20 protein-coding genes are annotated in these 19776 nt (G+C 60.5%); 12 read left to right on the forward strand and 8 right to left on the reverse strand.

Features of this window, described 5'->3' with window-relative positions; genetic code table 11:
* Positions 1 to 2 precede the first annotated feature (2 nt).
* A complete protein-coding gene (locus K3767_RS00715; protein WP_221171647.1) occupies positions 3 to 515 on the reverse strand; it encodes a hypothetical protein in 513 nt (170 codons plus the stop codon).
* Complete coding sequence (locus K3767_RS00720; RefSeq protein WP_221171648.1) at positions 506 to 1762, reverse strand: DUF1015 domain-containing protein; 1257 nt, start codon at positions 1760 to 1762, stop codon at positions 506 to 508. The genes K3767_RS00715 and K3767_RS00720 overlap by 10 nt, the downstream gene beginning before the upstream one ends.
* A 366-nt stretch (positions 1763 to 2128) precedes the next feature.
* Between K3767_RS00720 and K3767_RS00725 the strand changes: the two genes are divergently transcribed.
* A complete protein-coding gene (locus tag K3767_RS00725) occupies positions 2129 to 2542 on the forward strand; it encodes a phosphatidylglycerophosphatase A (protein WP_255592231.1) in 414 nt (137 codons plus the stop codon).
* 43 nt (positions 2543 to 2585) lie between these two features.
* Here K3767_RS00725 and K3767_RS00730 read toward each other — a convergent pair whose 3' ends face one another.
* The 3 genes from K3767_RS00730 to K3767_RS00740 are packed head-to-tail and all read right to left on the reverse strand — an operon-like array spanning position 2586 to position 9758.
* Positions 2586 to 5687, reverse strand: a complete 3102-nt coding sequence (locus K3767_RS00730) for an efflux RND transporter permease subunit (RefSeq protein WP_221171649.1) — start codon at positions 5685 to 5687, stop codon at positions 2586 to 2588.
* Positions 5668 to 6951 carry an efflux RND transporter periplasmic adaptor subunit gene (locus tag K3767_RS00735; protein WP_221171650.1) on the reverse strand — a complete coding sequence of 428 codons (1284 nt, stop codon included), beginning with the start codon at positions 6949 to 6951 and terminating at the stop codon, positions 5668 to 5670. The genes K3767_RS00730 and K3767_RS00735 overlap by 20 nt, the downstream gene beginning before the upstream one ends.
* On the reverse strand, positions 6948 to 9758 hold the full coding sequence (locus K3767_RS00740; RefSeq protein ID WP_221171651.1) for a UvrD-helicase domain-containing protein: 2811 nt from the start codon (positions 9756 to 9758) through the stop codon (positions 6948 to 6950). Before K3767_RS00740 ends, K3767_RS00735 begins: the two co-directional genes overlap by 4 nt.
* Before the next feature lie 132 nt (positions 9759 to 9890).
* Between K3767_RS00740 and K3767_RS00745 the strand changes: the two genes are divergently transcribed.
* Positions 9891 to 10634: an ATP-binding protein gene (locus K3767_RS00745; protein ID WP_221171652.1), complete on the forward strand. Its 744-nt coding sequence runs from the start codon at positions 9891 to 9893 to the stop codon at positions 10632 to 10634.
* Here K3767_RS00745 and K3767_RS00750 read toward each other — a convergent pair.
* The gene (locus tag K3767_RS00750; protein ID WP_221171653.1) at positions 10603 to 11184 is read right to left on the reverse strand and encodes a TVP38/TMEM64 family protein; all 582 of its coding nucleotides are present in this window, start codon (positions 11182 to 11184) and stop codon (positions 10603 to 10605) included. The two genes, K3767_RS00745 and K3767_RS00750, sit on opposite strands and share 32 nt — an antisense overlap.
* 214 nt (positions 11185 to 11398) lie before the next feature.
* On the opposite strand from K3767_RS00750, the gene K3767_RS00755 reads away from it, so the two are divergent.
* The 10 genes from K3767_RS00755 to K3767_RS00800 are packed head-to-tail and all read left to right on the forward strand — an operon-like array spanning position 11399 to position 18146.
* Positions 11399 to 11761, forward strand: coding sequence for a zinc ribbon domain-containing protein (locus K3767_RS00755; RefSeq protein WP_221171654.1), 363 nt, complete (start codon positions 11399 to 11401; stop codon positions 11759 to 11761).
* A gap of 3 nt (positions 11762 to 11764) precedes the next feature.
* Positions 11765 to 12037 carry a DUF1844 domain-containing protein gene (locus K3767_RS00760; protein ID WP_221171655.1) on the forward strand — a complete coding sequence of 91 codons (273 nt, stop codon included), beginning with the start codon at positions 11765 to 11767 and terminating at the stop codon, positions 12035 to 12037.
* A 9-nt stretch (positions 12038 to 12046) separates the two neighbouring features.
* Complete coding sequence (gene ispE / locus K3767_RS00765; protein ID WP_221171656.1) at positions 12047 to 12901, forward strand: 4-(cytidine 5'-diphospho)-2-C-methyl-D-erythritol kinase; 855 nt, start codon at positions 12047 to 12049, stop codon at positions 12899 to 12901.
* Positions 12883 to 13830, forward strand: a complete 948-nt coding sequence (locus tag K3767_RS00770) for a ribose-phosphate pyrophosphokinase (protein WP_255592108.1) — start codon at positions 12883 to 12885, stop codon at positions 13828 to 13830. The genes ispE and K3767_RS00770 overlap by 19 nt, the downstream gene beginning before the upstream one ends.
* Before the next feature lie 20 nt (positions 13831 to 13850).
* Positions 13851 to 14462, forward strand: a complete 612-nt coding sequence (locus tag K3767_RS00775; protein WP_221171657.1) for a 50S ribosomal protein L25/general stress protein Ctc — start codon at positions 13851 to 13853, stop codon at positions 14460 to 14462.
* A 1-nt stretch (position 14463) separates the two neighbouring features.
* Positions 14464 to 15063, forward strand: coding sequence for an aminoacyl-tRNA hydrolase (gene pth, locus K3767_RS00780; protein ID WP_221171658.1), 600 nt, complete (start codon positions 14464 to 14466; stop codon positions 15061 to 15063).
* Positions 15053 to 15550, forward strand: coding sequence for a phosphate-starvation-inducible PsiE family protein (locus tag K3767_RS00785; protein ID WP_221171659.1), 498 nt, complete (start codon positions 15053 to 15055; stop codon positions 15548 to 15550). Before pth ends, K3767_RS00785 begins: the two co-directional genes overlap by 11 nt.
* Positions 15540 to 17087, forward strand: a complete 1548-nt coding sequence (gene guaA, locus K3767_RS00790; RefSeq protein ID WP_221171660.1) for a glutamine-hydrolyzing GMP synthase — start codon at positions 15540 to 15542, stop codon at positions 17085 to 17087. Before K3767_RS00785 ends, guaA begins: the two co-directional genes overlap by 11 nt.
* Positions 17088 to 17091: 4 nt before the next feature.
* Positions 17092 to 17643 (forward strand): Uma2 family endonuclease, encoded by a 552-nt coding sequence (locus K3767_RS00795; RefSeq protein WP_221171661.1) that lies wholly within the window; start codon positions 17092 to 17094, stop codon positions 17641 to 17643.
* Positions 17640 to 18146: a hypothetical protein gene (locus K3767_RS00800; RefSeq protein WP_221171662.1), complete on the forward strand. Its 507-nt coding sequence runs from the start codon at positions 17640 to 17642 to the stop codon at positions 18144 to 18146. The genes K3767_RS00795 and K3767_RS00800 overlap by 4 nt, the downstream gene beginning before the upstream one ends.
* On the opposite strand, the gene K3767_RS00805 is transcribed toward K3767_RS00800, so the two are convergent.
* Together K3767_RS00805 and trmB are read right to left on the reverse strand one after the other, a co-directional pair.
* Positions 18130 to 18819, reverse strand: a complete 690-nt coding sequence (locus tag K3767_RS00805; RefSeq protein WP_221171663.1) for a DUF429 domain-containing protein — start codon at positions 18817 to 18819, stop codon at positions 18130 to 18132. The genes K3767_RS00800 and K3767_RS00805 overlap by 17 nt on opposite strands.
* On the reverse strand, positions 18816 to 19709 hold the full coding sequence (trmB, locus tag K3767_RS00810) for a tRNA (guanosine(46)-N7)-methyltransferase TrmB (RefSeq protein ID WP_221171664.1): 894 nt from the start codon (positions 19707 to 19709) through the stop codon (positions 18816 to 18818). Before trmB ends, K3767_RS00805 begins: the two co-directional genes overlap by 4 nt.
* Positions 19710 to 19776 lie beyond the last annotated feature (67 nt).

Genomic DNA, 19776 nt, shown 5'->3' on the forward strand with positions numbered 1-19776 from the left:
CCTCACCTCAATTCCATAAAAAAGAGTTTCTCCTTCAGAAATACTTCCAGCTGAAACACGAGGGTCATTTCGTCTTCCTGTGCCTTTTGCAGAAAAATCAACTTTTCGTGAGGAAAATGTTCGCGAAACCACGCACAAAAAAAATTGCGACAGATAATAGGCCGGGCCTTTAGGGAGCACCCTTTCAGAGTGAGAAAGAAGCAACCCCGGGCAAATGTCCTCTTTTCGGGAAAAGTAACCCCCAGGAATAGGTTTAAAATAAGAAGCTCCCGGCTTACCGACAGTTCCATGTCTCTTCCGCAGCAGGTAGATCTTTCCCGAATCGCACAATCCGCACACAGTCGGTAGGCCCCGGTGGAATAATAGGCCTTTTCGGAAACACTCAGAGATTTCCGCAGTTCTCGCAAAAGAACATGAAAGTCGGGATCATCTCCCAGAAGTTCCCGGATACGCGGAAAAATCCGCAAAACCTCGGACAGAGTCCGGACAAAGAGGTCCTCGGCTTTTAAGGACAAGGAGGGGCGGCCTCCGGAGTTATACGGAATACCACCAGTCCGGTAAGAATTTTGGGGTGGAAGTAAGTGGACTTGTGTGGCATCACCTTTCCGCTTGAGGCTACCCTCTCGAGAGCTTCAATGGGAGTGGGCGGGAGGAGTATTCCCAGAGCGCCCTTGCTGGCTTCTTTATACACCTCTTCGGACCAGGGAGTATAGGAAAGGAGACCCTTTTCTTTCAGATCTTTCTCGGACTCTCCGAAAAGGGCTTTAATAAATCGGGCACACCAGGCTGCGGGAAGTTGCGTCTCCGGAAGTCCATTTTCCCGTTCCCAGCGGAGTAAAATCTCCGGTCTTAAACGCACCTCATAGGGACGGCCTTCAAAAAAGATAACAAAAACCCTTTTTTCCAGATCGGGACGCCCCGCATCAGGGGGAAAAGAAATCGATTCAGCCATTTCTCGGAGGACTTCCTCAAGTTTTCCCCTTTCCGGACTGCGCCGAACTATCCGGTGGGTAGGAAGAACAATGAGCCCGGGATCCTCAAAGGGACAAAGATAAGACATGATATAGTGAAAACAGCGGGGCTCCCCGGGTTTGAAGCGGGCCTCCATCTCCTCGGCATACCGCAACGCGGTAGTGTAACGATGATGGCCATCAGCAATATAAAAAACACGATCCCGGAAAAATTGCTGAAGCTTCCCTTGAACCCCCGGATCGTCAATTCGAACCAGTTCATGAACGGTACCATCCGAAATCTCCACCCGAAGAATCTCTTTCCCGGGAACGGTCTTTAAGGTTTCTCTCTCTGGATCCCGATAAAGGACAAAGATCTGGCTGAACTGGGCCGAGGTGGCCCGAAGAAGTCTAAGTCGGTCCTCGGTGATGCGGGAAAAGGTCTTCTCATGGGGAAGAATTTTTCCCTCACTAAAAGGACTGAGCCGAACCAACGCAATAAATCCGGTTCGAGTGTATCTCTGTCCATTATGACTAAAATGCAAACGATAAAGATAAAAACTGGGGTATTTCTCCCTTATGAGGATGCCTTCCTCCACCCACTTTTTCAACCTTTCGGCGGCCCGTTGATAGCGATCCGGTCCTTCGGGAGAAATCTCCAGATGGAAAATATTGTGAGGATCCTTCGCAAGATACTGAAAAACCTCCTCTGGACTGACCACATCATACGGAGGAGCCACTACCCGAGAAAGATTCACCCGTTCGGGATTGTAGCGCCATCCGTAAAAAGGACACACATCCGGCATGGGCATTTGGGTAATATAAAACCTCGCTTTCGTCAACTTGGGCAAATTCCGGGACTTGACATCCAGAGATCCACAGAGAAAAGATGTTATGCGATCTTCAGGTGAGGAAAAAAATGTGCGCAAGGTCTCTCGGCACCTTAGCAAAGAGGGCCTCACCGGAGGGGCCGAGGAATCCTTCACCCTGGCAATACAGATATGACCGCGCAGCCGTCCGAGCTGTGGTGCAAACGACCTCAGGTTATCATGGTACGGAACCTATCCCATACGGCTTGAGGATCCCAACGGACTCGACGAGTCCCTTACGATTATTACGATTTCACCACGAATGCCGGGTGTTCGAAGATTACTGACCGTCTAGCTTATATTCTGGCTATTTTTTTCGGTTTAGGGAAAATTCCCTGGGCCCCGGGCACCTGGGGCTCAGCAGCCGGAATCTTTCTTTACTGGATCACCTCCGGCTGGCCTTTATGGGGCCGGGGACTTTTTCTGGTGGTTCTTACGCTGATGGGGGTATGGGCCTCGGGACGAACCGAAGATATCCTGCGGAGTAAAGATCCCTCGTGCGTGATCATCGACGAGGTGGCCGGAGCCTACCTGGCCGTACTGGGACATGCGGCCGATCCTTTGCACCTTGCAATGGGATTCTTGCTCTTCAGAATCCTTGACATCGGAAAACCATGGCCTGTAAATCAGGGCGAAAAGTGGCCCGGAGGCCGGGGAATTATGGCTGACGATCTCCTGGCCGGAGGAATCGTTAACGGAATAATAACCATCTTCATCCGGTAGCACCCCGCAAATAAATCCGTATGTCGCTCTTCATATGTAAGGATCACTGTCTCTGATAGGATCTACCCTTCCACCACTCGTAGAGGACCGGGATGAGGAGCAGGGTGACCAGGGTGGAGGTGACGAGCCCTCCGATCATGGGGGCGGCGATGCGGCGCATCACATCCGCTCCGGTGCCCCGGGACCAGAGGAGCGGCAGGAGACCGGCAATGGTGGTGGCCACGGTCATAACCTTGGGGCGCAGGCGCATGACCGCTCCCTCCACCACCGCCTCTCTCAGGACGCGAGAATCAAGCGGACCGGCACTCTCCCTCTTGCGCCGGGCCGCGTCCAGATACACCAGCATCACCACTCCCGTCTCGGTGGCCACCCCCGCCAGCGCGATCATTCCCACCCCCACCGCCACCGAGAGATTGTAACCCAGAAACCAGAGAAGCCAAACCGAACCCACCAGGGCAAAGGGGATGGAAAGCATCACCAGGGTGACCTCCACCAGGTTGCGGAAGTGGAGGTAGAGCAGGAAGAAGATGAGAAAGACCGTAAAGGGTATGAGGAGGGTCAGGCGCCGTTTGACCCGCTCCATGTAGCGGTATTGACCGCTCCATTCCAGAAAGTATCCCGGGGGGAGCCTGAGTTTTTCCCGAACCACCCGCCTGGCCTCGCGGACATAGCTCCCGATGTCCCTCCCCACCACATCCACATAAACATACCCCACCCGGAAACCGTTTTCGTCCTTGATCATGGGAGGACCGTCGGTGAGCCTTACGCGAGCAAGCTCCCCCAGGGGGACCATGGCCCCGGAGGGGGTCTTTACCAGGATACCTTTCAGCCCGGGGAGATCCTCCCGGAATTCCCGGGCGTAGCGAACCTGGACGGGGTATCGCTCCCGCCCTTCTACGGTGTAGTCTATCACCAGGCCCCCTACCGCGGTGCGCACCAGATCCAGGACCTCGCCCACGGTCAAACCGTAGCGGGCACAGGCCCTTCGATCCGGCACTATGTCCACATAGTATCCCCCGCTGGTCCTTTCGGCATAAACGCTGCGGGTCCCCGGGAGACCGCGGAGCAGGGCCTCCAGTTCCTCACCGATCCGCTGGATGGTGGCCAGATCCTTTCCGTAGATCTTGATCCCGATGGGGGTGCGGATCCCGGTGGTGAGCATGTCTATGCGGGTCTTTATGGGCATGGTCCAGGCGTTGGTCCACCCCGGAATCTGCATGGCCCGATCCATCTCGGCGATGAGTTTGTCCCAGGTCATCCCCGGTCGCCACTTATCCCGGGGTTTGAGGAGCACCGTGGTCTCCACCATGGAGAGCGGAGCCGGATCGGTGGCGGTTTCCGCCCGGCCCACCTTGCCGAAAACGGTCTTCACCTCGGGGAAACTCTTGAGGATACGGTCCTGGATCTGGAGCACCCTCACGGCTTCGGTGACGGAGATCCCGGGAAGGGTGGTGGGCATGTAGAGGATGGATCCCTCGTTCAGCGGAGGCATGAACTCCGAGCCCAGGCGTTGCCATACCGGCACCGTGGCGGCGAGCGAGGCCAGGGAAAGGAGCACCACCAGCCATTTCCAGCGCAGGGCCAACCCCAGAACCGGACGATAGACGGCGATCAGGATCCGGGAGAGGGGATTCTTGCCCTCCGGGAAACCGCGGCGCACGAACCAGACCATTAGGGCCGGAGCCAGGGTGATGGAAAGAAGAGCGGCGAAGAACATGGAAAAGGTCTTGGTGTAGGCCAGCGGCTTGAACAGACGCCCCTCCTGGGCCTGAAGGGCGAAGACCGGCAGGAAGGAGACCGTGATCACCAGAAGGGAGAAGAAGATGGCCGGTCCCACCTCCCGGGCCGCCCGCAGGATCACCTCCCTGCGGGGGCCGGTGTCGTGTTCCAGGTGCTTGTGAGCGTTTTCCACCAGCACGATAACCGCGTCCACCATGGCCCCTATGGCGATGGCTATGCCCCCCAGAGACATGATGTTGGCGGTGATGCGAAGGTAGTACATGGGGATAAAGGAAAGGGCCACCGCCACCGGAAGGATCACCACCGCCACCAGGGCCGAGGGAGGGTGAAGCAGGAAGAGAAAGATCACCACCGAAACCACGATCATTTCCTCAAGGAGGGTCTTGCGGAGGGTGCCGATGGCCCGTTTGATGAGTTCGGAACGATCGTAGGTGGTGACGATCTTCACCCCTTCCGGGAGGGCGGGTTCTATTTCCTTCAGGCGCTCCTTCACCCGCCGGATCACATTGAGGGCGTTCTCCCCGTAACGCATGACCACGATGCCCCCCACCACCTCGCCCTCGCCGTTCAGTTCCGCCGCCCCTCGCCGCAACGCCGCCCCCAGACGCACCTCCGCCACATCCCTGAGCAGCACGGGCGTGCCGGTCACCGGATCGTTACGAAGCACGATGTTTTCGAGGTCGGAGATTCCCTTCACATACCCCCGGCCGCGAACAAAAAATTCCTTGCCGGAGAACTCCAGGATCCTTCCTCCCACCTCCTGATTGCTCCGCCGGATGGCCCTTATGACCTCGAGCACCGAGAGCCCGTGGGCATAGAGTTTCACCGGATCGAGGAGAACCTGGTATTCCTTTACGAATCCTCCCACGGTGGCCACCTCGGCCACGCCGGGCACGGCCTCCAGCCAGTACTTGAGGTAGAAGTCCTGAAAGGTGCGAAGCTCGGAAAGGTCGTGACGCCCGCTCTTGTCCACCAGGGCATACTCAAAGACCCAGCCCACCCCGGTGGCGTCCGGCCCCAGACTCACCCGCACCCCCCGGGGAAGCTTTCCCTTGATGCGGTCCAGATACTCGAGCACCCGACTCCTCGCCCAGTAGAGATCCGTGCCGTCCTTAAAGAGCACATAGATGAAGGCCTGGCCGAAATAGGAATAACCCCGGACCGTCTTCACCCGGGGAGCGGCCACCAGGGAGGAGACTATGGGATAGGTGACCTGGTCCTCCATGATGTCCGGACTCTGTCCCGGCCATTCCGCCACCACGATCACCTGGATGTCCGAGAGATCCGGAATGGCATCCAGGGGGACCCGGTGGACGGCGAACCAGGCCGCCAGGCACAGGAAGGCCACGGTGGTAAGCACCAGAAAGGGGTTGCGCCCGGAGGCCTCAATGACCCGCGTGACCACCGCCTCCCCCTCCGAAGGCCGAAAGGGCGGCTTTGAGACGCGACTCCGCGTCGATCAGGAAGTTGGCCGAGACCACCACCTCCTCGCCGTGCCTGAGACCGGAGAGCACGATGCGTTTGCCGTCCACCTTGCGGCCCACCCGGACCATGCGGGGTTCGAAGAGTCCCGGCCCTTTCTTTACGAAGACATAGTAGTGCCCTCCGCCGTAGATCAGGGCCTCGTCCGGGATCACCATCTTCATCCCCAGGGGAATGCGCACCCGCACCTCCGCCCACATCCCCGGCTTTAACCTTCCCCCGGGGTTGTCCAGGGTGAGTCTCGCCCGCATCACGCGAAGCCTGTCCTCCACCCAGGGATAGACCTCCTCTATCCGGGCCCTGAGGGAGCGAGGGACCCCAGGGACGAACACCTCCACCTCAAGACCGGGTTTGATCTCCGGTATCTCGGTCTCGTAAAAATCCGCCTCGATCCACACCCGGGAAAGATCCGCCAGGGTGTAAAGGGGTTCCGCGGGAGTGATCCTCTTTCCGGTGAAGACGGTCTTCTTTATCACGAAGCCCGAGACCGGAGCCACCACCGGGAAGGCCCGGAGGGGTTTGCGTTTGCTCTTCAGGAGCGCGAGAGCCGATTCCGGAAATCCCCACAGCCGGAGCCTCCTTTCCGCGGCCCGAAGGGCCTCTCTGGCGGTGGATAGGGCCTCGGGGGAAGCCCTCGTTTCTTTCAGTTCGTCGAGCCACCGGAGGGCGCGGAGCAGTTCCTCCTCCGTGGCCAGAACCCGGGGAGAGTAAAGGGTAAAGAGGGTTTCACCGCGGCGCACGAACCTTCCGGTCCAGTCCACCCGGACCTCCTCCACCCAGCCCGCCACCCGGGTGTGGACCTCGAAGATCCTGGTCTCGTCGTAGGCGACCCGGGCCGGGGCCCGCAGGGTTAACACCAGACGCTGGTGAGATACCGGAGCCGTACGCACCCCGATGAGCTGTTGCCTTTCCGGGGAAATCCTCACCGGAACCAGGGGAAAAGCACGCTCCCTCGGGGCCTTACGGGTTCCGGGAGCCTTTTCCCCTTTCCGCCTCTCGCCCTTGGCCGAAGGGACCGCAACCTGGCTGGCCGGCACCAGATCCATCCCGCAGATGGGACACTTTCCCGGCCGGTCGGACTTGTAGCTGGGATGCATGGGACAGATGTAAATGGTCTTCCTGGCGGAAAGACCCACCCCCGGAGAAAACAACAACCACAGGGTCAGCCACAGCACCGCCGGTCTCATGGCCCACCTCCTTCGGGCCCCGGAAGCTCCGGCGTAAGGGAGGCCCCCAGAAGGGTCTGCATCCTCACCAGAGCCAGGAGATAATTGATCCGGTGCCGTTCGAGGCCCAGCCGATATTCCAGAAGCCGTCGCCACCTTTCCAGGACATTAAGAAAATCCAGGGTCCCGGTCCCGTAATAGGACCGGGCCGACTCGAAATCGGCCTCGGCTCGCGGAAGGACCTCCTCCTGATAGAGACGAACGAGCTCGGCCTCGGTTTCCGCCCGAACGAGCCATTCCTCCAGCCGATAGCGAAGCTCGGACTTTATGTCCTCCAGGGTCTTTTTCGAGGACACCACCTCTTCCTTGGCGGCCTCCCATAGAGGTTCCTGTTTCCGGGAGATGAAGAGGGGCACACTTATCCCCACCCCGAACTCGTAAATTTCCGGATAGGGCCCCCGGGAATACCAGCCGGCAAAGACCTTGAGGTCGGGATAGCGGTTCAGTTCGGCTAGGTGCGCCGAAACCTCGCGCCGGCGCAGTCTTAGGCGATAAAGAACCACCCGGGGCGATTTATCCATGAGCGCAAGGAGCGTCTCCCTCCCGGGAAGCGGGGGAAGCCTCCGGGGAAGGGCGAGCTCGGGAAGCCGGGAAAAGGGGGTGAAGAGAAGGCGTTTTTCCAGACGCTCCCGGAGGATACGCCGTCTTTCCCGGTTGCGCCGGATCCTCTCCGTGAGAAGACTCCTTTCCGTGGCGGCCCGGAAGATGTCGGCCTGAAGTCCCTTCCCGGCCTCGTATCGGGCCCGGGCGCTTTCCTCAAGGCTCACCAGGGTGCCGGAGAGGTCGTCCAGGACCCGGGCCTCGGTTTCCAGATAAGCGGCCTCGAGCAGGGTCTCGGCCAGATCCCCCCAGAGGGACCAGACCCTCTGACGATAGCGCACCCTCAGGATCTTTTCCTCCAGGCTGACGAGATCCCGGCGGGCCCGCCGTTTGCCTCGCCAGGGAAGCCTCTCTTCAATGCGGAGACCCGTAAGGCTCATGGGTTCCTCTCCCAGGGTGTTGGCCGGCACGGGATCACCCACATTCCGCACCACGAAGGAGATCCGCGGATCCGGAAGGGCGCCGGCCGGAGCGATGCGTTTTTCCTGAGCCCTGATGCGCGCAGAGAGGGCGGAAAGCGCCGGGTGTCTTTTGAGAAGCACCGGGGTGAAGCGGTGAAGACACTCCCTGAGGGTCTCGGCCCGGCCGAGACCCGGGAGAAGCCCCAGGAGGAGAATCAACAGGAGGGTGAAGAGGGTGCCCTGGGCCGGGCGCCTTACCGGACGGGGTGCCCCTTCCGCAAGGGGGACGGTAGCGAGCCAGGGGGAAGGCCGGCCCGGAAGACGCTTCCCGAAGAGGGTCCTCGCCCGGGAAACGGTAAAAATAAAGGTCTCCCGGGCCCGGGTCAGGGCCACATAGAGGAGACGCTTCTCCTCGGAGGGATCGGTGTCCGGAAAGAGGGTGAGGGGCACGAGCCCCTCCTCCGCCCCCACCAGCACCACCGCCTCGGCCTCGAGGCCCTTGGCTCCGTGAATGGTGACCAGATTGACCCCCTCCCGGGAACCGGAGATCACATCCGCCAGCGAAAGGAGTTTCAATCGGGCCGAGATCCTCTCCCGTTCCAGATCCGGCTCCAGGACGAGTTCCGCCACATGGGGAGCGAGAGCCCGAACCTCCCGGGCCAGATCCCCGCGGGAGAGGGCCCCCGAGGAGAAGGACTCCGCCAGGGACCTGAGTCTCTCCAGGGTCTCGGCGGCCCTCTCCTCCGGCTCGGCCACCGGAACCCCCTCCCGCAAAAGGGCCTCGCGAACCCGGGAAAGCAGGGCCCGGAGGCGGGCCAGAACCAGGATGTCCCCCGGAGAGACCCGGCCGCCCCGGCCCGAACTCTCCAGATAAACCCCTCCCAGAAGGGCGGCCACCTCCTTGGCCACCCCCACGGCCTCGGACTTCTCCGTGGGAAAAACCAGACCTTTCAGCGTCCCCCCGGGACGCATCGCGGAAAGACGAACCTTGAGGCCGAAGGGATCCTCCCTCAGACCCTCCGCCATTCCGAGAAGCGCTTCCGGCACCCGGTAGCTTCTTTTCAGGGTAAGGAGACGAAGTTCCGGGACGATTTCCCGGAGGTGGGTCTGGAGGATCTCCGGACGGGCTCCCCGAAACCCGTAGATGGCCTGAGCCGGGTCTCCCACCAGAAAGAACTCCGCTCCGGAAAAGATTCTGAGGAAGGAGAGCATCTCCGGGGAAAGATCCTGGTACTCGTCGATGAGAAGCGCACAGTTCGAAAAGTCTGCCCGCACGATCTCCGGGGCGTAAAGGAGCAGGCGATAGTAATCGAAGAGCCCCCGGGCGGAGAGGTATTCGAGGTATTCCCTGCGGAGAGGCTCCAGAGTCTCGTCCCCGGCCCGGATCTTCTCCAGCACCCGACGGGGACTCCCCTTAAGGCCGTGTTTTTTGAGGAGTTTTCCCACCAGGGCCTCGGCCTCTTCCTCGGAGACGAGACGCGGGGGAGAGCCCGTGGCCTCCGCGATGAGGTCGTAGGCCAGGGCGTGGAAGGTCTCCACCCGTATCCCGGATATCCCCAGGGCGGAGAGTCTATCCCTCAGCTCCTGGCGGGTGCGCACCGTAAAAGTCAGGAGGAAAATCCTTTCCGTAGGCACCCCCTTTCCCAGGAGGTGAAGGGCGCGTCCCAGAAGCACCCTGGTCTTTCCGGCCCCGGGCCCGGCCACCACCAGCGCCGACCCCGAAACCGCGACCGCCTTCCTCTGATCCTCGTCCAGCTCCAGACCCATACCTCCTTTTTTAAATCACATTTAAACCATCCGCCAATACGAAATTTCGTTTTCCGATTTTCCCGGAAAAATAGGCTCGGATCCTATTTCCGGGGATTGCCCCGGGGAAAAGGGGCCTTTAAAGTTTAGGGCATGTCTCTTTACCTCAAACTGAAAAGGCTCATCGGGCGGGCACTGCACCGGTACGAAATGCTTTCTCCCGGTGATCGCATTCTCGTGGCCCTTTCCGGAGGGGCGGACAGCCTGGTCCTTACCTACTTTCTGGCCGAATGGCGGCGCAAGGTGCGTTTCGAGTACGAGCTCCGGGCCGTGCACCTGGACATGGGGTTTCCCCGGGGCCCCGAATACGAGGAAGGGCTCTCGAGGCTTGAGGAGTTCTGCCGGGGTCTCGGGGTGCCCTTCCAGCTCCTCCGAACCGACTGCGGATCGAGGGCCATGGAGGCCGCCGAACGGGGCAAACCATCCCCCTGTTTCGTGTGTTCCTGGTATCGTCGCAAACACCTCTTCCGGCTGGCCGGCGAGGAGGGCTTCAACAAGATCGCCTTCGGGCATCATCGGGACGACCTGGTGGTCACCTTCTTCCTGAACATGTGCTTTCAAGGGGAACTTTCCACCATTCTTCCGGTCCAGGAGATGTTCCAGGGCCGGATTTACCTGATAAGACCCCTCATTCTCGTGGAAAAGTCGGTGCTCAAGGCCTTTGCCCAGAAACGGGGCTTTCCCGTAGTGGAAAATCCCTGCCCCTTTTCCGGCGAGACCAGGCGCGTCTTCATGGAACGGTGGCTCGAGGAGCACCTCTACACCATCAATCCCAAGGTGCGGGGGTCGGTATTCCGGGCCATCTTTAACTGGCGACCGGAGTATCTTCCCCGGTAAGAAATGGCCTGAGGAGAAGCCAGAGGATCACCACGGGAAGGGTCGCCGCAAGGAGGGTCTTCCAGTGTCCCGTGAGAGCGGCGTCCCCCTGAACGGTAAGGACCAGGGTGGCCGGAGCCCTTCCCAGGAGCATGATCGGAAAAAACACCCGAAAGGGCATGGGGAGAAGGCCCAGGGCATAGCAGAGATAGTCCTTGGGGAACCCCGGAAAGAGAAACAGGAGAAAGGCCGCAGCGGGACCGCGTCGGCGGGTGAATTCCGTGATCCGCCGGTAGAACCTCTTTTCGGCCAGGTGCCGTTTCACCCTCTCCCGGAAGATCCTTCCCAGTCCGAAGGCCGCACTTGACCCCAGGGCCAGACCGACCATGGCCAGGACAAATCCCTTCCAGGGGCCGAAGAGTGCTCCGGCGAGAAATCCGGTCATCTCCCCGGGTACGGGGGCCAGAACCACCTGCCCGGCCTGAAGCATCACGAAGGCCAGCGGAGCCCATAAGCCCTGAGCCTCAACAAAAGTCCTGAGAACCTCTCGATTCCTCCACAGGTGCGCCAAAATCTCAAAAATAAATTTACCCCCACCGAGTCTGCTACTTGAAAATATCAAACACAAGTTACCTTATCCCCGCATCTCCGGTCATTTTAAACAACGGAGAGGAGAAAGGCCAAAAAAGGAGAACTAGACCATTTGGTGATAGTGACTTGGGGGAACTCCTTCATCCTGCTAAAATATCTTCGGCTGGCAGAAAAACTCTAACCGGGTTTCAAGGATGCCCATCTACGAGTTTCGGTGTGAGGTGTGCGGGGAGATTTTCGAGAAGCTCATGAAAATGGGGGAGGAGTTTCCGCCCTGTCCCCGGTGTGGGGAAAAGCGCGTGATGAAGTTGCCCTCCCTGTTTGGGTTCCAGGACGCCTCGGGATGGCGTTCCGAAAGGGAGAGAGCGGTTCTCAAGCGGGCCCGGGACTACCTGGTGGACGGTAAGGTGGGGGAGGCCCGTCGTTTCCTCTCCATGGCCAAGGAATATGTAAAGACCGACGCGGTGAAGAAACTGCACGACACTCTAAGCGAGAAAAAACCCCTCAAAGGGGGGTACATAAGCCGCACGGAAGTGGTGATCAAAAAACGGGGGTAAATCATGGGTAAGGATAAGACCGAAGCTCCGCTTCCTCCGGTGACCTTCAGCACCTTTATTCTTTCCCTGAATACCGCAGCGCTCATTCATCTGGGGGAGCTTCCCAATCCGGAAACCAACGAAAAGAGCGTGAACCTGGAGCTGGCCCGCCACACCATCGACACCCTGGACATGCTCCGGGAAAAGACCCGGGGGAATCTTACCCCCGACGAGGAGCGGCTGCTCGAAAGCATTCTCTACGAACTGCGTATCCGGTATGTAAAGTTGACCTCCTGAAGATTGGTAATGCGGCTTGTGGCTCCCGCCAAAATCAACCTCTTTCTTAGGATCTTGCGCCGGCGCAGGGACGGCTATCACGAGATAGAGACCTGTTTTCAGAAGATCACCCTGTGCGACGAGGTCTTCGTGGAAAGGGCCACGGACATAACCCTTGAGGTGGAGGGCGAGGCCCCTCCGGGACGGGAGAACCTCTGTTTCCGGGCGGCGGAGGGGTTTCTCAACCGGGCCGCGGTGGAGGCCGGGGTCTTCATCCGTTTGCGCAAGAGGATTCCTCCGGGAACGGGTCTCGGCGGGGCCTCGAGCGACGCCGCGGCGGTGCTCAGGGGGCTGGCCCGGCTCTATCCCGGCCACCTTTCCCGGGAGGACCTTTTCCGTCTGGCCCGGGAGCTGGGAGCGGATGTGCCCTTCTTTCTCTCCGAACACTCCACGGCCCTTGGACGGGGAATCGGCGACGAGCTTACGCCCTGGCCGGCCAGACCGGCCTGGTATGTAGTGGCGGTGCCCCCCTTCCGGATCTCCACCGCCTGGGCCTACCGCAACCTGAGATTGACAAAGGAAAAAACCCCGCTTAATTATGGGCCGGAAAATTTTTCGCCGGAGAAAGACCTGAGCAACGACTTTCGGGAGCTGGTTTTTGCCCGACATCCGGAGCTCAGGGGGCTCGAAGAGGAGATGAAGAAGGTGCAGGCCCGGGGAGTGGGACTTTCCGGAAGCGGCTCGGCCCTCTTTGCGATCTTTGAGGCGGAGGGCGAGGCCCGAGGGGCCGCGGAGGCCCTGAGAAACCGCTTCCCGGAATACCGATTTTTCGTGGCCACCAATTACGCAGAGGAGGAGGCCTTCCCATGTTCATCAATCACCTGAAGATCTTCAGCGGCACCTCCAATCCGGAGCTGGCCCGCAAGATCTGCGAGTATCTGGCCGTGCCCCTGGGAGCCATGGAGATCCGGCGTTTCAGCGATGGGGAGATCTTCGTGGAGATAAAGGAAAATGTGCGGGGAGCGGATGTCTTCGTGGTGCAGTCCACCTGCACGCCGGTGAACGAGCACCTCATGGAGCTTCTCATCATCATCGACGCCCTGCGCCGGGCCTCGGCTCGCCGCATAACCGCGGTTATTCCCTACTACGGATACGCCCGGCAGGATCGGAAGACCGCCCCGCGCACGCCCATCACCGCCAAACTGGTGGCCAATCTGCTTACCGTGGCCGGGGCGCGCCGGGTGCTCACCATGGACCTTCACGCCGGCCAGATTCAAGGCTTTTTCGACATCCCGGTGGATCATCTCTTCGCCGCCCCGGTGCTCCTGGACTACCTGCGGGACACCTTCCGGGGCGAGGAGCTGGTGATCGTATCGCCGGATGCCGGCGGGGTGGAGAGGGCCCGGGCCTACGCCAAACGGCTGGATGCCGGGATAGCCATCGTGGACAAGCGCCGCCCCGGACCGAATCAGAGCGAGGTGATGCATGTGGTGGGCGAGGTGAAAGGCAAGGTGGCCATCATCCTGGACGACATGGTGGACACCGCGGGGACCATGTGCAAGGCCGCCGAGGCCATAAAGGAACGCGGCGCCAAGGAGGTTCACGGCATGGCCACCCATCCCGTGCTCTCCGGGCCGGCGGTGGAGCGCATAAGAAAATCGTCCCTGAAGTCCCTGGTGGTCACCGACACCATCCCCTTGCGCGAGGAGGCAAAAGAGATTAAAAAGATCAAGGTTCTCTCGGTGGCCCGGCTTCTGGGGGAGGCCATCCGCAGGATCCATGCGGATGATTCGGTAAGTTCTCTCTTCGTCTAATTCGGAAGGAGGGTTAAGGAATGAGGCAGGTAGCCTTTACGGTGGAGGTTAGAAAGAAGACCGGAAAAGAGGTGGCCAAGAAGCTGCGCAGGCAGGGGCTCATCCCGGCCATTCTTTACGGTCCGCAGACCGAACCGATCCCGCTTACGGCGCGTCTGAACGAGCTCAAAAAGATCCTTCTGCGTCACCGGGGGGAACAGCTCATTTTCAACCTCACCATTCAGGACAACGGGCAGAGCACCCAGAAGATGGCCTTGATCAAGGAGTTACAATATCATCCGGTCACCGACGAGATCATTCACGCCGACTTCTACGAGGTGCGGATGGATCGTCCGGTGGAGGTGGATGTGCCCGTGGTGGTGGTGGGCAAGGCCAAAGGGGTGGAGCGCGGAGGGTTGCTGGAGGTGCTCATGCACGAGCTCACGGTTTCCTGTCTCCCGGACCGCATCCCGGACAGAATTGAGATCGATGTATCGGATCTCGATGTGGGCGACACCCTCCATGTGCGGGATCTTACTCCTCCGGAGGGGGTGAGGTTTGCGGAGGATCCGGAGGCACCGGTGGTGACCATCGTGGAGGTGGAGGAGGAAGGAGCCGCCGAGGAGGAGACCGAGGGCGGCGAAGCAGCCTAACATGTGGCTGGTGGTGGGGCTGGGGAACCCCGGCCCGCGCTACGCCCGCACCCGACACAACTTCGGCTGGATGGCGGTGGAGGCCCTGGCCCGGAGCCAGGGCCTTGTCTTTAGGGAGACCCCCGAGGGGCGGGCCCTTGCGGCGGAATGGCCGGAAAGAGCGGTGTTCCTCCTGCCCCTTACCTACATGAATCTTTCGGGAGAGGCCGTGGCCTCGGCTCTCAGGAGATGGCCGGTCCCACGGGAAAGGGTGCTCGTGGTCTACGACGACCTGGATCTTCCCCTGGGCCGTCTCAAACTGGCCCCCCGCGGAGGAAGCGGGGGGCACCGCGGGATGGCCTCAGTGCTCGCAAGCCTCGGCACCGAGGAGATTCCCCGTCTGCGGATGGGGATAGGACGGCCGGCCCGGGGGATTCCGGTGCCGGATTATGTGCTTTCGGAGTTCGCGCCGGAGGAATGGCCCCTTGCGGAACGGATCCTTACCCTGGCCGGGGAGGCCGTAAGGACCGTGCTTGAAGAGGGACTGGCCAGGGCCATGACCCTTTACAACCGCCGCGACCTTCTCCAAAATGTGAAGGAAGGGGTGAAAGATGGCCGATAAAAAAAGACCGGGCCGGCGTTCCTCGATGGACATATGGCTTCAGGACACCTTCCTCAAGGTGGAACGCCTCCTCTACATCCTGGTGGCCCTGGGTATCGTCCTGGCCACCGTTGAGGTAATCTACGACGGCTATCACGCCCTCATCCGGGCCTTCGGATACAAGGACTTCGCCCTGGGGGTACTCAAGGTCATCGACCGGTTCCTGATCGCCCTCATGTTCTTGGAGATCCTCTACACGGTGCAGATCATCTTCGGGGAGGAGTATCACCTGCAGTGCGTGGAACCCTTCCTGATGGTGGCCATCATTGCCCTGGTGCGGCGGCTCCTGATTCTGGCCTTCGAGGTTTCCCACGGGGAAGTAACCATGGATAGGCTGCGCTTTTACCTCATGGAGATGATCGTCGTAGGGGTGCTCATTCTGGCCCTGGTTGGAGCGGTCATTCTTCTCCGAAGAGTACGGTGGAGGGAAAAGGATCATGGTGCATGAGGATTCCATTCTCGTTCTGGATTTTGGCTCCCAGACCACCCAGCTCATAGCCCGGCGGGTGCGGGAACTCCGTGTTTACAGCGAGATAAAACCCTGCACGGTTCCTCCGGAGGAAATTCGTTCCTTTCGGCCCCGGGGGATCATCCTCTCCGGAGGTCCGGCCAGCGTTTACGATCCCGGAGCCCCCACCGTTTCGCCGGAGATCTTCGAACTGGAAGTACCGGTTCTGGGGATCTGCTACGGAATGCAGCTCATAGCCCACCTTCTGGGGGGACGGGTGGAACGCTCCCCCCGAAGGGAATACGGTCCGGCGGAACTCAGGATCCTTTCCACGGAGGACCTTTTCGCGGGGCTCGAGCCTTCCCGCACCTTCCGGGTCTGGATGAGCCACGGGGATCGCATAGAGGTTCTTCCCCCGGGTTTCGTGACGCTGGCCGAAAGTGAAAATTCCCCCTACGCGGCCATGCGCCATCGGGAAAAGCCCCTTTTCGGCGTGCAGTTTCATCCGGAGGTGGCCCACACCGAGATAGGCCGCGAGGTGCTGGCCAACTTCGTTTTCCGGATCTGCGGTTGCCAGCCCACCTGGACCATGGAGTCCTTCATCGAGTCCGCGGTGCGGGAGATCCGGGAGATGGTCCCCCCGGAGGACCGGGTGGTCTGTGCGCTTTCCGGGGGCATCGATTCCACGGTTACGGCCCTTCTGGTGCACCGGGCCATAGGGGATCGTCTCATCCCCATCTTCGTCAACAACGGAGTCCTGCGCAAGAACGAGCCCGAAGAAGTTCTGGAGCTCATGAGCTCCCTGGGGCTTCGGGTCCACTATGTGGACGCCTCGGAGAGGTTTCTGGAGAGACTCCGCGGGGTTACCGATCCCGAGGAAAAACGGCGGATAATCGGACACACCTTCATCGAGGTCTTTGAGGAGGAGGCCCGGCGGATAGGCGGGGTGCGCTGGCTGGCTCAGGGCACGCTTTATCCGGATGTGATCGAAAGCGTGTCCTTCAGGGGCCCCTCGGCCACCATAAAGACCCACCACAATGTGGGAGGGCTTCCGGAACGGATGAACCTGAAACTCATCGAACCCCTCCGGGAACTCTTCAAGGACGAGGTACGGGAGATCGCCCGGGAGCTGGGGCTTCCAAAAAAGGTGGTCTGGCGCCAGCCCTTCCCCGGTCCTGGCCTGGCCATCCGGATCCTGGGGGAGGTCACCGAGGAACGGCTGCGCATCCTCCGGGAGGCCGACGCCATCGTTACCGAGGAGATGCTGGAAAGCGGCTGGTATTATCGGGTGTGGCAGAGCTTCGCCGTGCTGGTTCCGGTCAAAACCGTGGGGGTTATGGGGGATTACCGCACCTACGAGTATGTGATCGCGGTGCGCTGCGTGGAAAGCCAGGACGCCATGACCGCCGACTGGGTCAGACTCCCTTACGATCTTCTGGCCCGGATCTCAAACCGCATCATCAACGAGGTCAAAGGGGTAAACCGGGTGGTCTACGACATCTCCTCCAAGCCCCCGGCCACCATTGAATGGGAGTAGGGACATGGGAGAGCCGGCCCGAGTCCCCGTTCATTACACCGTTTCCGACTGGGAGACCTGGGAGGGAAACTGGGAGCTCGTCTACGGGCAGCCGGTGGCCATGGTGGCCCCGGCCCTGCGTCATCAATGGATTAGTTATCGATTGACCCGGCAGTTGATGGATCAGTTCGAGACCTGCGAGAAAGCCCGGTGTCTGGCCCTGCAGGAGGTGGCCTGGGAGGTGGCCGAGGACACGGTTCTGGTACCGGATCTGGTGGTGGTCTGCGACGAGGACTTGGATCAGAGGCGCCTGGTGCGGACACCGGAGATGGTCGTGGAGATCGTCTCGCCTAATACGGCCCGGCTCGACGAGACCGTAAAGTTCGAGATCTGCGCCCGGGAGGGGGTCCGCTACTTCGTGCTCGTCTATCCGGAAAAGAGGCTGGCCAAGATCTGGCACCTGCGGGAGGGGCGTTACCACAAGGAGGGAGACTTTCGAGAGGGAGGTTTCCTTTTTCGGGAGCTGACCTGTCCGGCGCGACTTGACTTCGAAAACCTCTGGGTTGATCCTCGTTGAGGGAGGTTTACCGGAAACTACTTCACCTTTCCGGACTGATTCTCCATCCCCTGGTCCTCTGGCTGGGAGCAAGATCCGTTCTTCTCTGGGGGCCGCTTCTCGTCGGAGTAACGGCTTTTGAGATCCTGCGTCTTTGCGGGAGGGGATGGTTTCCCCCGGGCCTCGGGAAACTCCTTCGCCCGGAGGAAAAACGGCGCCCCACCGGAACTTTCTATTACCTGTGGGGGGTGGGACTCGCCTTCCTCCTCTTTCCCGTGCGGGCGGCTCTGGCGGGGCTCTGGGTGCTGGCCCTGGCCGACGCCCTGGCCGGCCTTTCCGGACGGGGTCTCAGGCATCACCTGGTCTTCTTCCTCACGGCTCTGCTGGTGGCCCTGGGATGGGGACACCCCCCTTCCCTCCCCCTGATCCTAAAGGTCCTCCTCTGGACCCTGATCGAGGCCCTTCCGGGCTTAAACGACAACCTCACCCTTCCCCTGGCGGTGGCGGTTACCTGGAGCCGGTGAAAAACCGGGAGGGGATCTTCCTTCTGAGGACCACGAAGGGACCGAAACCGCGCGCCGTGGGGGCACCGGGGAGGAAAAGGAGGGTCTGCGGACAGAGGTGATAGGCGGCCGCAGAAAGGGCGCAGGAAAGGGCATCCACCAGACCATCGGTGGGAGGCACCGGAGGGTCCGCCGGCACCAGGGCCCTCCACAGAGAAAGGACCGCCTTTGCCCTTTCCTCCGCCGGGCTGCGGGGATCCTTGTAAAGGCGAACCGCCTCCCTGAGCCCGGGAAAGGTGAAATAAAGCCCGGCCCGGGGATGGGTCTCCAGAATCGTTCCCACGAAGGGACTCAGGGCCTCGGCCAGGAGCAGCCCTCTTACCGGGGCCGCCTGAAGAGCGTGGTAGGAAAGGACCCAGCCGGGCTGCCCTCCCTCCCGCGCGAGACTTTCGCGAAGGGCGGTATCCGCTTCGCGAAACCCGCGCCGATCCTTCAGGGAAAAGGAAAGGGGAGCGTCCAGGGCCACCGCAAGCACCCTCTCCTTCCGGACGAATTCCGTGATCTCCTCAAGGCCCACCGGCCTTGCCCCCGAGAGGGAAAGCACCGGAAGCGGCCTGAGCCCCTCCCTCTCCACCGCCACCGCCCAGGTGTTCTCCTCCCCTCCCACATCCACCCCCAGGAAACAAAAGCTCATCCCTTCACCCTTTCGGCCAGGAATTCCAGCATTTCCTGAATCCCCCGCGTCTTGAGCACCTCACTGAAACCGGAAACATCCAGCTGATACCCGTCGGGCCTCCTCCGGATGAAGACGAAAAACTTCTGCACATACCCCTCCTCTGAGAGAAGCACCTCCAGAAGCCGATCCTCGCCGTGTTCCCAGACCCGAAAGGTCCGAAGGATCAGGCCTTCTCTCAGGCGAAAGGTCTTCTGGAGCACCATGGGAAGGCCGGTGATATCGGGAACCCTTACCGGAAACACCTCCTGCACCTCCTCTATCCGGGGATGGGGAATTTCCCGCGGGGGGCGGATCTTTTTCAGGACCAGGGCCCAGAGGGTCTTCCCCCGGGCGAGCCACTTGGCCTCGTATTTGGTTAAGGGGGAGGTGGGCCTCAGGGTCTCGACGGACACCTCGAAGGCCTCCACCTCCCGGGCCGCCTCCAGAGTGTAGTCCAGAAAAGGCCGGTCGTCGGTGCGCAGCCTTATCTCACCCCCGGTCCGCAACCTCCGGGCAAAGAGGTAAAGGTTTTCGGGTCTGGTAAGGCGCCGCTTGTGATGTCTCTTCTTAAACCAGGGATCCGGATAGTTCATGTAGATAGTTTCCACGCTCTCGTCCGCAAAAAGGAGGTAAAAGGCCCAGTAGGCGTCGAGCCTAACGCAATATACATTCCGGAGGTCCCTTCGACGGATCTCCCGCAGGAGCTTTTCGATGGAGATCCCCGACAGTTCTATCCCCAAGAAGTGGCGTTCGGGATGCTCCAGGGCCATCCGCGTCAGAAACTCCCCGTTTCCGAACCCGATCTCCACCGTGAGGTTCGGTAAAAGAAGGGGTTTTTTCAGGCGCTTGTAGTTGAGATAACCCTGCAAGGCCTGTCGGGCCTCCTGAGATTCATGCTTATAAATTCCAAAAGTTTGGCAAAGATTTCAGATGATA

Source organism: Thermosulfurimonas sp. F29 (assembly GCF_019688735.1).
GTDB lineage: Bacteria > Desulfobacterota > Thermodesulfobacteria > Thermodesulfobacteriales > Thermodesulfobacteriaceae > Thermosulfurimonas_A.

What these genes read in the sequence shown, in the direction of transcription:
- K3767_RS00720 (WP_221171648.1), bottom strand. Translation starts at nt 1,762, where the DNA reads ATGCCCATGCCGGATGTGTGTCCTTTTTACGGATGGCGCTACAATCCC.
- K3767_RS00735 (WP_221171650.1), bottom strand. Translation starts at nt 6,951, where the DNA reads ATGAGACCGGCGGTGCTGTGGCTGACCCTGTGGTTGTTGTTTTCTCCG.
- K3767_RS00740 (WP_221171651.1), bottom strand. Translation starts at nt 9,758, where the DNA reads ATGGGTCTGGAGCTGGACGAGGATCAGAGGAAGGCGGTCGCGGTTTCG.
- K3767_RS00745 (WP_221171652.1), top strand. Translation starts at nt 9,891, where the DNA reads ATGTCTCTTTACCTCAAACTGAAAAGGCTCATCGGGCGGGCACTGCAC.
- K3767_RS00755 (WP_221171654.1), top strand. Translation starts at nt 11,399, where the DNA reads ATGCCCATCTACGAGTTTCGGTGTGAGGTGTGCGGGGAGATTTTCGAG.
- K3767_RS00760 (WP_221171655.1), top strand. Translation starts at nt 11,765, where the DNA reads ATGGGTAAGGATAAGACCGAAGCTCCGCTTCCTCCGGTGACCTTCAGC.
- ispE (WP_221171656.1), top strand. Translation starts at nt 12,047, where the DNA reads ATGCGGCTTGTGGCTCCCGCCAAAATCAACCTCTTTCTTAGGATCTTG.
- K3767_RS00770 (WP_255592108.1), top strand. Translation starts at nt 12,883, where the DNA reads ATGTTCATCAATCACCTGAAGATCTTCAGCGGCACCTCCAATCCGGAG.
- K3767_RS00775 (WP_221171657.1), top strand. Translation starts at nt 13,851, where the DNA reads ATGAGGCAGGTAGCCTTTACGGTGGAGGTTAGAAAGAAGACCGGAAAA.
- pth (WP_221171658.1), top strand. Translation starts at nt 14,464, where the DNA reads ATGTGGCTGGTGGTGGGGCTGGGGAACCCCGGCCCGCGCTACGCCCGC.
- K3767_RS00785 (WP_221171659.1), top strand. Translation starts at nt 15,053, where the DNA reads ATGGCCGATAAAAAAAGACCGGGCCGGCGTTCCTCGATGGACATATGG.
- guaA (WP_221171660.1), top strand. Translation starts at nt 15,540, where the DNA reads ATGGTGCATGAGGATTCCATTCTCGTTCTGGATTTTGGCTCCCAGACC.
- K3767_RS00795 (WP_221171661.1), top strand. Translation starts at nt 17,092, where the DNA reads ATGGGAGAGCCGGCCCGAGTCCCCGTTCATTACACCGTTTCCGACTGG.
- K3767_RS00805 (WP_221171663.1), bottom strand. Translation starts at nt 18,819, where the DNA reads ATGAGCTTTTGTTTCCTGGGGGTGGATGTGGGAGGGGAGGAGAACACC.